Annotated in this window: 14 protein-coding genes; 4 read left to right on the top strand and 10 right to left on the bottom strand. The window is 42.5% G+C overall.

Going from position 1 to position 14,341, the window contains the following annotated elements:
- Positions 1 to 27: 27 nt before the first annotated feature.
- Together ACP2AF_RS10005 and ACP2AF_RS10000 are read right to left on the bottom strand one after the other, a co-directional pair.
- On the bottom strand, positions 28 to 660 hold the full coding sequence (locus ACP2AF_RS10005; RefSeq protein WP_425236015.1) for a 7-carboxy-7-deazaguanine synthase QueE: 633 nt from the start codon (positions 658 to 660) through the stop codon (positions 28 to 30).
- Positions 661 to 707: 47 nt separating this feature from the next.
- Entirely contained in the window at positions 708 to 3,293 is a 2,586-nt protein-coding gene (locus ACP2AF_RS10000) for a T9SS type B sorting domain-containing protein (RefSeq protein WP_425236014.1), read from the bottom strand.
- 169 nt (positions 3,294 to 3,462) lie between these two features.
- Between ACP2AF_RS10000 and ACP2AF_RS09995 the strand changes: the two genes are divergently transcribed.
- Both ACP2AF_RS09995 and ACP2AF_RS09990 read left to right on the top strand, forming a co-directional pair.
- Positions 3,463 to 4,968 carry a helicase HerA-like domain-containing protein gene (locus tag ACP2AF_RS09995; protein ID WP_425236013.1) on the top strand — a complete coding sequence of 502 codons (1,506 nt, stop codon included), beginning with the start codon at positions 3,463 to 3,465 and terminating at the stop codon, positions 4,966 to 4,968.
- On the top strand, positions 4,968 to 5,522 hold the full coding sequence (locus ACP2AF_RS09990) for a hypothetical protein (protein WP_425236012.1): 555 nt from the start codon (positions 4,968 to 4,970) through the stop codon (positions 5,520 to 5,522). Before ACP2AF_RS09995 ends, ACP2AF_RS09990 begins: the two co-directional genes overlap by 1 nt.
- Before the next feature lie 99 nt (positions 5,523 to 5,621).
- Here the strand turns inward: ACP2AF_RS09990 and ACP2AF_RS09985 are convergent, their stop codons facing one another.
- A complete protein-coding gene (locus ACP2AF_RS09985; RefSeq protein ID WP_425236011.1) occupies positions 5,622 to 6,053 on the bottom strand; it encodes a winged helix-turn-helix transcriptional regulator in 432 nt (143 codons plus the stop codon).
- A 105-nt stretch (positions 6,054 to 6,158) separates the two neighbouring features.
- On the opposite strand from ACP2AF_RS09985, the gene ACP2AF_RS09980 reads away from it, so the two are divergent.
- Together ACP2AF_RS09980 and ACP2AF_RS09975 are read left to right on the top strand one after the other, a co-directional pair.
- Positions 6,159 to 6,998 carry an alpha/beta fold hydrolase gene (locus ACP2AF_RS09980; RefSeq protein WP_425236010.1) on the top strand — a complete coding sequence of 280 codons (840 nt, stop codon included), beginning with the start codon at positions 6,159 to 6,161 and terminating at the stop codon, positions 6,996 to 6,998.
- A 72-nt stretch (positions 6,999 to 7,070) separates the two neighbouring features.
- Complete coding sequence (locus ACP2AF_RS09975; RefSeq protein WP_425236009.1) at positions 7,071 to 7,496, top strand: VOC family protein; 426 nt, start codon at positions 7,071 to 7,073, stop codon at positions 7,494 to 7,496.
- 116 nt (positions 7,497 to 7,612) lie between these two features.
- On the opposite strand, the gene ACP2AF_RS09970 is transcribed toward ACP2AF_RS09975, so the two are convergent.
- The 7 genes from ACP2AF_RS09970 to ACP2AF_RS09940 all read right to left on the bottom strand — a co-directional run bounded on the left by ACP2AF_RS09970 (position 7,613) and on the right by ACP2AF_RS09940 (position 14,336).
- A complete protein-coding gene (locus ACP2AF_RS09970) occupies positions 7,613 to 7,804 on the bottom strand; it encodes a hypothetical protein (protein ID WP_425236008.1) in 192 nt (63 codons plus the stop codon).
- Position 7,805: 1 nt separating this feature from the next.
- Positions 7,806 to 9,044: an ADP-ribosylglycohydrolase family protein gene (locus ACP2AF_RS09965; RefSeq protein WP_425236007.1), complete on the bottom strand. Its 1,239-nt coding sequence runs from the start codon at positions 9,042 to 9,044 to the stop codon at positions 7,806 to 7,808.
- A 6-nt stretch (positions 9,045 to 9,050) separates the two neighbouring features.
- Positions 9,051 to 9,908, bottom strand: a complete 858-nt coding sequence (locus ACP2AF_RS09960) for an alpha/beta hydrolase (protein ID WP_425236006.1) — start codon at positions 9,906 to 9,908, stop codon at positions 9,051 to 9,053.
- A gap of 145 nt (positions 9,909 to 10,053) precedes the next feature.
- Positions 10,054 to 11,064: a metallophosphoesterase family protein gene (locus ACP2AF_RS09955; RefSeq protein ID WP_425236005.1), complete on the bottom strand. Its 1,011-nt coding sequence runs from the start codon at positions 11,062 to 11,064 to the stop codon at positions 10,054 to 10,056.
- 31 nt (positions 11,065 to 11,095) lie between these two features.
- Positions 11,096 to 12,142 carry a nucleoside hydrolase-like domain-containing protein gene (locus ACP2AF_RS09950; protein ID WP_425236004.1) on the bottom strand — a complete coding sequence of 349 codons (1,047 nt, stop codon included), beginning with the start codon at positions 12,140 to 12,142 and terminating at the stop codon, positions 11,096 to 11,098.
- Between the two features lie 47 nt (positions 12,143 to 12,189).
- Positions 12,190 to 13,671, bottom strand: coding sequence for a DUF5605 domain-containing protein (locus ACP2AF_RS09945; protein WP_425236003.1), 1,482 nt, complete (start codon positions 13,669 to 13,671; stop codon positions 12,190 to 12,192).
- A 44-nt stretch (positions 13,672 to 13,715) separates the two neighbouring features.
- Entirely contained in the window at positions 13,716 to 14,336 is a 621-nt protein-coding gene (locus tag ACP2AF_RS09940) for a DUF2306 domain-containing protein (protein ID WP_425236002.1), read from the bottom strand.
- Positions 14,337 to 14,341: the final 5 nt, after the last annotated feature.

The following is a 14,341-nucleotide window of genomic DNA, read 5'->3' as shown; positions in this document are numbered from 1 at the left end:
TATAATTTTAAGTAATCTGAAGTTGGCCTATGGAATGTTCAAGTATTTGTGGGTTTGCAAGGAAACGATCCATTTGGGGTTTTTCATCACGTAATCTACGATTAACGGAATCATTTTTTCACGGACGCTCCATTCCGGTTGTAAGTACAGAATACAGTTTTCGTTCACCTTTGCCGCTTCCTGCTCGGCAAAAAGAAAATCGTGTTTATTGTAAACGATGACTTTTAGTTCATGGGCCACGTCATAGATTTCGGGCTGTGGCAACTTATTTTTTTTAGGCGAAAGACAAATCCAGTCCCAAACCCCCGTTAGTGTATAGGCTCCCGAAGTTTCAATATGGGTTTTTAATTTTTTTTTCTTAAGGGCACGGGTAAGCGGTGTCATATCCCAAGTTAAGGGCTCCCCACCCGTAATAACAATGGTGTCCGAATATTTGACCGCATTTTCCACTATACTTTCTACGGCTGTAGGTGGGTGCGTATCAGCATTCCAGCTTTCCTTCACATCGCACCAATGGCAACCGACGTCACAGCCACCTACCCGAATAAAATAGGCAGCAGTACCTTTATGATATCCCTCCCCTTGGATAGTGTAAAATTCCTCCATTAAGGGGAGCATCAATCCCTTATCCACCAAGGTCATTATTTTATCTTTCACCATTCGGCAAAGATAAAACGTAGAATGTTTACCAACACCATGGTCAACGATTATTGCTTCAATGTAAAATGGCCCTTCATGGTATGCCCATTGCCATTGAAATCCTTAAGTTCAAGCACATACCAATAATCGGAAGGAGGGAGGGTTTGACCGCTATAAATTCCATTCCAAGGGCTCTCAAGGGCATTTGTACTACCCATTAATTGGCCAAACCGGTCAAAAATAAACAGCAATGCGCTCTGATAATATTCGTTAGTCAAACCTAGGATACCCAATGTATCGTTAATAGAGTCGTTGTTGGGGGTCATGAATTTTGGCACACCGATTACACCTACCTCTATTTGGTCACTTCCACAGCCGTTGGTATCATTGGCGTATAAGGTATGTAGACCAGGCTCAACATCAGTGAACACGCCACTTTCCTGAAATGGCCCAAAAGGGCTATCCAAAGCAAAGCGGTAATCCCCTATGCCCAATTCTTGGTTCTCGTTCAAAACGGTAATTATACCTACTTCCCCATCCATTTGTACGCGTATGAACTGTGTTTCCAATGCAGGTGTATTGGATTCCCTTACCAAGAAACTTTTAGGTTCGGATTCACATCCCAAACTTGATGTGGCCACAACCGAATATTGGCCTGCACTATCGATTATAACACGCTCTTGATTCCCTATTTCCATTCCATCCGGACCATACCAAACATAATCATAGTTGCCCAGGGCATTAATGGGGCCTACTTCGATAAACTCTCCGGAACAATACACATAATCTTCCGCTACTTCAAAAACGGTCAGCGGATGAACAATTAAGGTCAAATGAGGACCGATTCCGAAGCAATCCCCATTATCTTCACTTTCTACACGAACAAACAAGGTTTGCTGAAAGGGGTTTTCATTAACAAATTGGGTGGTCTGGCCAATTGGATTCAATTCCAGTTGGGCATCGGAGCCATTTCTATAAAATTGGACACGTAGATTTTGGTTGGCCGGAAATTGGGCAGTGAGGGCCGCGGATGCCTGGTTCAAATCAAAGCTGGAGTACCCGTCTTGTTCATCAATATCGCAATTGGCCAATTCATAAGTAAAATTTTCTGGAAAGGCCGTAGTAGAAGTTTCCAAGTTTATGGCGGTCACCCCATAACAACCGTACACATTCTCCACTCTGGCAAAAACGATGGGACTTACCGCGTTGTTAAAGGGTAAGGGATCAACTTCATTTTCGCTAAGATTTGCATCGGCCTCAGATAAATGAAAGGATATCCCATGGTCATTATTCTCATTTGTAAAAAAAGAAATTGTCTCATTGAGATTGAAATCCGCAAAACCGTCCGCAAAACCATCTTCATCACAGTTCTTAAAAGTAATGGCCTCGGTAACCGTGGGAAGGGGATAGATGATGGCCATAACCTCCGTTCTATGGCCTTCCAAACATCCATCCACAGAAGCAAGCGCATAGAAACTTGTAGTTTCCGAAATCAAATCGGTGGTCAAAGTATCACCCACATGAATGAGATTTCCGGCAAGGGGTTCATCAAACCATACTACCTGGCCCAAGGATGCCTCAGCAGAGAGTTCTAATATTCCTTCACCACATAGGGTGGCGTCCACAGTATTCAATATTTTAGGAGTTCTTAGGCGTGTACTGGCCGATAATGTTAATACGGGGTCGTCTGGAAAGCCTCCATATTCTACGACATATCCTTTAGGCTGAAAATCACCGGAGGAGTCTCCGGCAATGGGCAAATCGTTCCAAGAACCCGGAATTCCAATGCCGGGTGCCGTTATATGCGCAAAATCTTCCCCGATACCGTCTCCCCTATCCAAATCATTAGGTTCGGCGTTGTTCCAAAATGCAAAAGAAGGGCTACTCCCATTAATTCCACCATTCCAAAAAACCTGTCCACTTTCAGGGCCCGTAACCCACAGCCATCTTCCCTCGGTCTGGGCATCTGAACCACCTATCCAACCTGCACCACTTACCTGCTCCCCAGTTAATTGGGCTTCTTCTGGCAATAGTACCGTTGCCAAATAACCTTGAAGGCCAAAAAACGTCCTGGCCTCTGCCGCATCACGCGCTTCGTCCCAACGAATACCAATATCCGAAACGAACTCATAATAATGTCCCGTTTGAGGCAAATAGTTGGCATTGCCAATAGTTAACGAAAACAACTTTTCTTCTGTAGGCGTACCCGAGGTGCTCTCAAAAACTATATCCCTAACCGCGGATATCAAATCGCTGTATTGTACCGGGCCGCCCAAGGACCCCGTTACGGACAGTTTGCCTTCTTGGTTGTTCCAAGAGGTAGTAATTTGTGGATGATCATTACGCAACCTTAAAATATCCTGACCTCTTTGATAGCCCGAAGAAATTTGAACGTAGAAAGCTTCGATTTCGTTATCGTCAGGGTCAGTGATATCAAAATCGGTTACAATAGGGACGCTTGTTAAAGGGCAGTAAATCTGATCGCCCTGGGCGGTTACTACCGGTGCACTATTTGTCTGGGAATAGGATAGGATTGGCCCCAAAAGAAAACAAAGTATCCCGGCCAACTTTGAACTACGGGAAATGGACCAAAGTAGATACCACCTTTTCTTTAAGAACGTTTCTTTCGCCAATTTTCTTGATAAAAATCTCAATTTAATCGAAAACATTTAATTTACGGTATCGGCACGATTAAAAATCAATAAACCCGGCCTATGGCATCCTGATTTACGTACCAAGAAACCTATGTCCATAATGCAATAAACACCTGAGAACAAACCCTAAACCCACAAAAATCCCTATTTTTAGGCCAAAATTCATTGAATGAGCAGTAAAGACCAATTCTTCACCCATATCGAAAAAGGCTATACTACCAAAGGCGATTTTATCACCATGGGTGCAGCCATGTTGGAAGGAGAGGCCGTAACCGGGGCACATGTTAAGGTTCCCCTAAAGACTTTGAACAGACATGGACTCATTGCCGGAGCAACAGGTACCGGAAAAACCAAAACTTTGCAGGTATTGGCCGAAAATTTAAGCGACCAAGGCATTCCCATTCTTTTAATGGATTTAAAAGGGGACCTCAGTGGTCTTGCCCAACCGAGTCCCGGGCATCCAAAAATAGACGAACGCCATGAGAAAATAGGCCTGCCTTTTGAAGCGAAGCGTTTTCCCGTGGAAATCCTTTCCCTTTCCGAGCAAAATGGGGTAAAGCTCAGGGCTACGGTTTCAGAATTTGGGCCCGTGCTCTTATCTAGAATTCTGGATTTGAGCGAAACCCAAGAAGGTATTGTTTCCGTGGTGTTTAAATATTGTGATGATAACAAACTACCCCTGCTTGATCTCAAGGACTTTAAAAAAGTACTGCAATACGCCACGGGAGCCGGCAAAAAGGAATTTCAAAAAGAATATGGCCGTATTTCCACAAGTTCTACGGGTACTATCCTGCGAAAGATTATAGAACTGGAGCAACAGGGCGCCGATTTGTTTTTTGGTGAAAAATCATTTGAAGTAGATGATCTTACACGTATCAATGAAGAAGGTAGGGGCTATATAAACATCATTCGGCTCACGGATATCCAAGATCGGCCCAAACTTTTCTCTACTTTTATGTTGAGCCTATTGGCCGAAATCTATGCCACTTTTCCGGAACAGGGCGATAGTGACAAACCGGAACTGATTTTATTTATTGATGAGGCCCATTTGATTTTCAAGGAGGCGTCCAAGGCCCTTTTGGAACAAATAGAAAGTATTGTAAAATTAATCCGTTCCAAAGGTATAGGTCTCTATTTTGTGACCCAAAACCCTACCGATGTGCCTAACGAGGTACTGGCGCAATTGGGATTAAAGGTACAACATGCACTTCGTGCCTTCACAGCTAGGGACAGAAAAGCGATAAAGTTAACTGCGGAAAATTATCCGGAATCAGACTATTATGACACGAAAGAAGTCTTGACCTCGCTTGGAATCGGGGAGGCCCTAATTTCGGCCCTGGATGAGAAAGGTCGCCCTACCCCATTGGCTGCTACTTTGCTACGAGCCCCAATGAGTCGTATGGACGTGCTTACCGATAAAGAGTTGAAAGAAGTAATCGATGGTTCCAAACTGGTCAAGAAATACGGTGAAGTCATCGATCGCGAAAGTGCCTATGAAATATTGAACGAAAAAATAGAAAAGGCGGAGGCCTTGGCCGAAAAGGAAAGGAACCAACCTACCCGCAAGCGTACTACTTCCCGTAGGAGTACACGTCAAAATCCAGTCATTAAAGTACTGACCAGTGCCACCTTTATCCGTGGTGTATTGGGTGTATTGAAAAAAGTTATCCGATAATGCGCATCGCTTACATACTTTTTGTTGTCGCTTTACTAATTTTCCCGTGGGGTTGCGAAAAAGAAAGGGACACGACCTTTTTGATAACTCAAAACAAGGTAGGCAAATTGGAAAAGGGTAGTTTGGCCAGGGATGTGGAATTGATTTTTGCCTCGGATTCCGTGGCAAAAGATACAACTACGTTAAATTTTGCGAACAAGGCCCAACGGATTAAAATACTCGAAAAGGGCGGCCAACTTTTATTAACCCTAACACCAAGTTCGGATAGTATTCCAATCATTGAAAATGTTCGCATTGAGGATCCAAGATTTCTCACCGAAAGAGGAGTTGGCATTCAAAGTACCTTTAAGGATATCAAGGAAAAGCATAAAATTAAGAAGATTATTACTTCTATGAACAATATACTGGTTCTGCTAAAGGATAGTGATGCTTACTTCACCATAAGCAAGGAAGAGCTTCCTTCCAGTCTGCGCTATGCATCCAGCGTAAATATAGAGGCAGTTCAAATACCGGATAAGGCCAAAATTAAATATATGATGATCGGCTGGGATTAATTGGTTGTTCGTTTTTGGTTGTTGGTCGATAGTCTTCGAAAAATATCAACTGATACTTGTTAACTGCTTACTGAACACCAACCAACCGACAACCAACCACTATTGGCGAGTTGCCGTTTTTTGAGTTTTTTTTCGGTTAGCCAAAATAGTATCGCTGTATTGGGTTACCCATTCGGTAAGATCTAACAATTTCTGTAGGTAGGAGTGTCCAAAATCGGTAAGCTCATATTCTACCCGTATAGGCACTTCCGGATATAAGGTTCGGGATAAATAACCATCCGTTTCCAGAAGTTTTAATTTTTCGCTCAAGACCTTATTTGAAATCCCGTATACCTTTTTTTTAAGTTCATTAAAGCGAAGTATGGGGTAGTATCCTAAATATAGAACGATAAGAATACTCCATTTATCCGAGGCCAAGGCCATAACATCGCGAATAGGGCAGTATTCCGCCGTACGCCGATCGATATGGCCAAACATTTTTTTTATTTTTTTTGCCACCCTAACCTTCTCATTTTCAGTAATAGTTTCCATACCCATACCTAGTTATTACTTTACAACCTCTTTTTTATCGTAAAACAAATGCATATTTTAGTTTCTTTAAAAGAGTAAGTTACAAAAAGTTACTTAATTCGTTTTATGAAAAAGATTCTTACTAAACTTATTCCAAGGCTCTACGGGGCTTATTTTAATCTGCTCTCCCTATTTTCCAAAACAAAGGCCGCTAAAAAGGCATTTAATGTTTTCTGTACGGTTCGCAAGGGCAGGGTACTTCCAAAGCAGTTCGATTATCTGGAAAAAGCAAAATATTCGGTTGAGGATACCCAGGGACACCAACTACAGACCTACCATTGGCCCGGAAACAAAGAGACCGTGCTATTGGTTCATGGTTGGGAAAGCAATAGCTTTCGCTGGCGCAATCTAATCGCCAAATTGAGAGATGCCGATTACAATGTTTTTGCCTTTGATGCCCCGGCACATGGACATTCTTCCGGAAAAATACTTTATGTCCCACTCTACGCAGACTGTCTAGAGGATATGATAAAGACATTTAGCCCTACTCATATCATTGGCCACTCCGTGGGTGGTATGACGATTTTGTACAACCAAAGTAAACATTCCCATTTGGAGCTAGAAAAAATTGTAACCATCGGTTCCCCCTCCGAATTTCATGAAATACTGGCACACTATCAAAAGCTCTTGGGCTTTAATACTAGAGTGTTAAAAGCTTTCGAAGACTATATTTTTAAGCGATTCGATTTTCAGGTACGGGACTTTTCTTCTTCCAAATTTGTGGAAAACAATACCAAAAAGGGGCTTTTGCTTCATGATGAGTTGGATACCCTTGCTCCTTTTCACGCCTCGGAAAAAGTTCATGCTTGTTGGAATGGCAGTCAATTTATTCGAACCAGAGGTTTAGGGCATTCTATGCATCAAGAACATCTTAACGAACAAATCGTGGATTTTTTGAAGTCCTAGGAAAGGGCTACATTTATAACCCACAATCGCGACCCTACGTAAGCTCGAAGAAGTGGGGTCAAATGTTGATTTATGCCAAATGTAGCACCTTTTCATATCGCCATTCCTGTTCACAATCTAGACGAATGCAGAAAGTTTTATCGGGATGTTTTGAATTGTTCCGAAGGCAGAAGTAGTGACCATTGGGTAGATTTTAACCTCTTCGGCCACCAATTGGTGATTCACTATAAACCTAAATCGGAGATTGAAGACCTGCACCATAACCCAGTAGATGGGCATGATGTTCCTGTACCGCATTATGGTGTTGTATTACCTTGGGATATGTTTCAACCTTTTGCGGATGGATTGAAGCACAAAGGGGTTGAATTTATTATTGAACCATACATTCGTTTTGAAGGACAACCTGGGGAACAGGCCACAATGTTCTTTTTGGACCCTGCTGGAAATGCCCTTGAATTTAAGTCCTTTAAGGATATAGGACAACTATTTGCAAAGTGAGGGCATTTATGTTGAGTAGGGGAAACTGGCTGTTCGAAAACCTTAAAGCCATGGCCAAATAGTATTTGGACACCTAGTGCTCCAGGGCAACACTCAAAAGATTTTTTCCAAATCCCTTATTCACTTTCCTTGTTCCTCCATTTTTCCCGTATCCAGATAAAAAGTCCATAGATAATTCCGAATATTGACCCTTCACCCAATTCCCTGAGGACAACCGGTTGGGTGTACTCCTTTTCTAAAATCAAGGAAATAATGGTATATAGCAGTATGGCCGCTACAACTTGGGCAATGATTCGCTTTCTATCCATTCTAAGCTTTGATGTGATAGACCGTAGTACCATCTTCTTCCGTCTTCTTTCCGCCATTTTCCAAAATGGCCTTTTCGGAAATGGCCAAGATTCGATCTACGATGTCCGAAATATAGGTGAGGTTGGGTAGGCCATCACGGGAATAGTTGATGTATTGGTTGTTGAACGGAGCGTCCCATTTTTCGTTGTAACCCATTTCATACGTCAATTCCCTGGGAATACACCCGGCACCATTTAATACCCCGATCAAGCCGGCACAAGTGGCTCCTTGGTTGTCACAATCATATCCGGCGGAAACAGCAATGCCCGTGGTTTTTATAAAATCTCCTTCACCGTAGCGTATGGCCATGGCCCCACAGAGTCCATTGACCATTGCAGAGACCTCCTGATAAAATGGACTATCCACCACTTTTGGATATGCCAAGTAGTTATTCTTTATGAGCTCCCGGGTAGTTTTCCAATCCGGGTTCTCCTTGTGCCACTTTTTTACGTCTTGCAAACCCTTATAAAAGGGGCTGTCCTTTGGAATATAAGACATGCCTATATCATATAATTTGGCAATGTCCTTCTCATAAAAAGCGGCGCTGTAAAGGGCGGCATAGAACATCGTAGGGTGTGTACCCCAATCATCACTGGTAATCCTGGCCCCCCATTCGGCACGCTCAACGGCCATATCGGGCATTGCGGGGTAAAAAGCGCTCCAAATCTCGTTCACCAATTGGGGGTCTATGGCATACCAGTAAGGGTTGTTCTCCTTTTTACCGGTATCCGGGGCTACCAGCCCTTCTTCCATAAGGTCACGAGCTTTGCGGTTACTTACCCAAATAAAACGGTTGATATGCTTTTTCCAGGCATCCGTAATTTCTTGGTAATTGATATCCAACCCATGTTCCTCAACGGCATGTAGGGTAACGAATTCGATATCTGAGTCATCATCGCTCCAAGCTCCTCCCAAGGCATCCGCAAAAATATTGACGTTGCCCCGGCGATCGGTGTAATTCATCTTGATGCCGGCGGAATCCGTCACATTGTAATATCTATCAACGAAAATGGGCGCCGGATCAGCACTATACACAAATTCAAATGGAAATCCCATATAATTCCCTACCAGTTGTCCTAACCAATACCCTTCTATTTTGCTTCGAAGTTCCTTTTTGGAGATGGTATGGTACTCTTGCGAAAGCCCAAGACTTGATCCGAAGACAACCAAAAACAAAAATATTATGATTTTTTGCCTCATATAAAATCAGTATTGGTGAAAGGCCTGGGATACAAAATGAAGTACTTCCGGCAGGGACTCGCGCCAGTAGGTCCAGCTATGCCCTCCGTCCCGTACGCGATATTCATGTGGAATTTCCTTTTTGGTCATCGCTATATGTACCAAACTGTTGCCCTCATATAAAAAATCATCATCACCACAATCAATATACCATCTGACGGACTTGATATCCTCAACGGGAACACTTTCCAATAAATTCAGGGCATTGTGTTTTTGAAAGTATTCTTTGATTTCCTTATCCGAATATTTTTTGTCGCCCCGAGCAATACGTCGCTTCAAATCTTCAATGGTCAACGGTCCCACATAAGCACTTAACGGACAGGCCGAAGAAAACAATTCCGGATGGTGCAAAGCGTACATAAAGGATCCTCCGCCTCCCATGGAAAGTCCGGCTACGGCGCGATAACGCTTTTCTCCTTTTATGCGATATTTCTTTTCTACGTGCGGCATCAATTCCTCAAAAAAGAAGTCCTCGTATTTCCAGTCGCCTACATTAAAATAGCCCATCTGACCGGTATCGGCATCGGGCATTACTATAATCATAGGTGTTGCCTTACCTTCCTTAATGGCCTTATCGGTTATATGAAGTACCTCACCGAATTGTACCCACCCCGTATGATTATCTGTAGCACCATGCAACAGATAAAGTACGGGATAACTACGCTCGGAGCTTTCATAATCCGGAGGCAGATACACCGCGTAGTTGCGTTCGCCATTCAGGATTTTGCTGCTCAGGGTCAGGTTGTCATAGACCTTTCCCGATTGCCCAATAGCTGATATACAAATCGTTACACTTAATAGTGAAAAGAGGAGTGATTTTTTCATTTTGCATGGTCTTGGTTGAAGATCTACAATATAGTGAATATTCATGTTTGCATAGTCCTGTTTCACCCGCGAATCTGTTCATCGTCCCTTTGAAATACAAATGACTGGAATGTCAAGAATCCGTACTTTAAACTACGTGCTATCCCTATCCAAATTGTAAATGGTAATCCGAGATTTCCGGAGAGTATTCGTTACCATAAATACTTTTGGGCATTCCCATGGCATAGGGCGAGGGCGGGACCCATTCGCTCTTGACACCTTCCAGGGATAGAATCCCTTTTGGGTCAAGGGTCGCAAAAGCATAGAGCGGATTCTTATAGGTAGCCATATTGGGCAACCATTTGTATTGCTCGTACATGGCCTTTGGACAGCGTTGGGTATTTCTGTACTTATCTTCCATCCACTGGTAGGACATACTATTGATTTCTAGATAATCGATACCATTTTGACGATGATGAAAATCGATATGGTTATGGCCGTTCATACAGCAGATAATTTTCTTTTTATGTGCTTCCATAATCTTTTGTATGGCCAGCCGATTTTTTACGCCCCATTGATAGTGCCAAAGACTTTGGTGTGAGAATATGATCGTTGGAGCCGTAGTCACTTCCAAGTCTGCCTTTAACCACTCCATTTGCTCATCATCAATAAAGGTCCTGTATGAGTTATCCACATAAAAATTGGATCTTTCATAGTCTATAAAAACCCCATCCTTATAGAGGAAATTAGCATCCAGTACAACAAAATGAAAACCATGAAAGTCATAGGAATAATACGTTTTGGGCATGTCCCAGAATTCCAACATCTCTTTTTTGGAATTCCTATCCATATCATGATTGCCCAACACATGGTATTTGGGACCTTTAAAGGTTTTCCAAATATCCATGAAATCTTGGTTTTTGTCATCGGCCATACAAAAATCCCCAAGCTGCATGATGTAATCAACCTTTCTTTTTTGTGCTTCGGATATAAATTTTTCCAAGCGTTCGTCCGCATCTGGCATAAGGTCCTTGTGTACATCGGCTACAATCCCAAAAACCAGGGGTTTGGTCTTATGGTTTCCCTGGCCAGAAGTGCTAAACGGTAGCATCATCGAAGGTAAAACCGTTGCTGTCGATCCTAAGCCCAATTGATTCATAAATTTTCTACGATCCATAATCAAACTACTATTACCTATGTTCTTTTACTTATTTCTGCCTGTAGATCCTTCCTACTTTGCTCAACAATGCTTCATACATTCCCTCTCTTTTTTCCTCCAAAGTTCCTCTGGCATAGGCATCTACCTTGGTATGGTTTTCCCATGTTAAGCATGGGTCCTTATAATTCCATGTAATCGGCCCGTGGTCATCCGTGTAATAGTTAGGTCTTTCAACTGGAAAAGGTTTTACGAATTTTCCGGCCCAGCTGCCAGATGTAGGATCGGCCAAAGGATTGTTCGGATCTAGGACATATAAAACGGATGGAGTATCCCCAACGCGGAAGTATTGGGCCCAGTTGTGATTTTTGACCACTTCCTTGATGTGCATTCCCAGGTTCCCATATTTTGATAGTTTTTGAAACATTTGCTCCGGTTGCTTTCCGGTAAACATTCCGGCATAGGTCCAGTTGATTTCCAACCACCACATGCTATCAAACTTGGAGTCATTGTAAATTTTGTCCCTTCCAAAGCCGTTCCAGTTCAATTGTTTACAAGGAACCGATCTTTCCCAACTTGGTGGCATTTCCGGAATATGCTGTTCCAACATCAATCCGGTACCTATTGTTATCAATCGAATGTTCTTTGCCAAATGGGGGTTCTGCTCCAATGCCCTATAAAAAACTTCCATATTGCCCCAAACCAAAACATAAAGCGGATTGTCTTCTATTGAGGCGGCTTTTGAAAAAAGTCGTACGGCATCCAAGGTGTCTTTGGCGATTTTATTTTGAATGTGCTTAGTATCAGGATATCCCAAATCCTGGAATCCATAGGTTTCATAATCTTTTTTATAGGCCTCCAAAACCATTTCACAAGCCTCATAGCCTTTTGCATTCCATCGATCTGGTACAATTCCCTCTATTTTCAATTCATCCGCATACCATAAGAGATGGATTAAGGATTGCCTATCATCCGGATCGCCCGAATCGATATTGACATCCGTAAATACAAATACTCTGGGGCTAGAATCTTCTTTTTCCTTTAATGAAAGCATCAAAGTGCCCATCAGAACCACTACTATCAATACTGTACTTTTCATTTTCCTTCTCCTGAAATTTTTGAATTGTTCTTATAGATTTCGGGTTTCTATTGTGCCATGGCCCTTACCGCCATATAGGGTCTTTGGGGGAGCGGAATTTCCACCGTACCGCTATATTCATCTTGTAGTTTTTCTATAGTCATGTTCCAGGCGTCAATAATCTCGACACTATACTTTTTATCCTTTGCAAGCTTCAACCGTGCACTGGCTTGTTGACTATTTCCGTAATAGAACAAAAAGTAGTCCTGTTCCTTGTACAGATAGGTTTCTTTATTCCATTGCGTGTGTATGGGCGTTAATCCTTTTTCCGGGGCCTCTTTCATGATTTGCGCCAGAAACCGCAATCTTTTAGGGCTCTCCCCGTACAATTTGCCTCCCTTGGCCCACCAAAGAATATTCTCTGGATGTACATAGGTTTCCCCATGTGAGGCATATCCCCCACGGCAATATATGGTCCAAAATCGGTTTACGGTTTCCTCCGGAGTAAGATTTCCCCAGTCAAAAGGAACATTGCCTTCGTAGACGAATTCATCATTGATAACGGGTTTATGATAGGTCTCCCGCCAAGTTTGAGTTTTCTCCAAATATGGAGTCTGCACACTTAAATGGGTTATCCAAGGGTTGGAATGATTGTACCAGGACTTGCCATTGTGAATGGATTTTAGATGTTGGTACGGGTCGTTGGCAACAAGCTCCTTAAAATAAGTTTCCCATTCCGATTCTGGCTTGTGCATTACATCATATTCATTGGCCATACTCCACCAGACATTTCGATACGATGCCAATCTTGCGACCAGATATTTTAAATAGAATACATTTTCTTCTATGGTACCCTTGCTAAAGCCCCAACTATCCTTATCATAAGGGTGAAAAATGATAATATCGGCCTCTACGTTCCGCTTCCGAAGTTCCCCGACCTGTTTTTCCAGATGCTTAAAAAACTCCACATTAAATCGCGTCCGATCCCAACCTGATTCCAACGAACCTTCAAAAGGATATAGATCCGGTTCATTGGAAACGTATCTGCCATAATACTTGGGCATAACCGTCATCCGAATTTTATTAAAGGCCTCCTGTTCCAAGGTGTTCAACGTTTCCTTTATCCGTTCTTCCTTTTGGTGAATCCAGGCATAAGCCGTAGTACCCAACACATAAAAGGGCGTGCTATCCGCATATTTAAAATGAAAGGTATCCCGTACGGAAACAGGGCCGTGGTTGTTCGGTGTTGCCGGGGTACATCGAAACTTTCCCGTCTTACCGCTCATTTCAGGAGAATTACTTTTTATGACATACGTCCATTTTCCAACATGTTCCGGCATAAATCGAATTTTGTAGGTCTGATTGCCATCGTAAAATCCATCTACATGGTAACGGAAGTTTTTAAATTGAAATTCGGCCTGTACCCAAATCTCGGTAAAGGGGTTTTCTACTTTTGGCCCTTTTAGTTCTATTTCAAAAATGTCCCATCGTTCCGTAGCGGAAACCGTAATGGAGACGAACAATAGCATAATGCCTAAAAATGGTTTCATGAATTTTTATTTTTTATTGGTAAGAACATTGTAAATCATCGTATTTATCCCAATTGCAAACCTCGCCTTCGCACCCAAAAAAATGCGAATATCATATTGGGTACCCAGCATAACCACGCCACGATGCGATAGGCCATTGTAAAATCGTGAAAAATAAAGGTCAGTAAAGGCAACCAAATCCTAAGGGTTACAGCTGCAAAGCAAGCGGCATAACTATATATCATAAACCCTTGGTGCAATTGTAAATCCCTTTTGCGCACCGCGAGATAGGCCCTGCCTGTAAAAAAGAGCCAAAGAACACCTAAACTCATAAAACCGAGTGTGGAGATAATTCCCCCTGTTGCGTACAAGGCAATATAGATAGCGCAAACCCCACTAATCAGAGCGGAAATGATATATATTTTACCAATGGTGCGATGTCTTTTCAAGTTTGCGTTTCTCCACTTTTTATTGAATTGTACCCACCCTACCAATAGGGCCAAGCCCCCGAATAGAATGTGGCCGTAGAATCCGATGTTCCAAAATAAGTTGGAAAGTAGCGCATCTTCCTTAGAAGTCAATAACCCGAATTCTCTATCGATAAAAAAATAAAGCGCTGGATAGAGCCCGATAACAACCGCCAAAATGGCAAATACCGCCCATGCTACTTTGTTCGTGGTGTTCATTTACA

Origin of the sequence: Ulvibacterium sp., assembly GCF_965248315.1 — a bacterium.
Lineage (GTDB): Bacteria > Bacteroidota > Bacteroidia > Flavobacteriales > Flavobacteriaceae > Ulvibacterium.
Note: the sequence above shows the minus strand (reverse complement) of the source record. Positions and strands in the feature narration are given on the sequence as shown.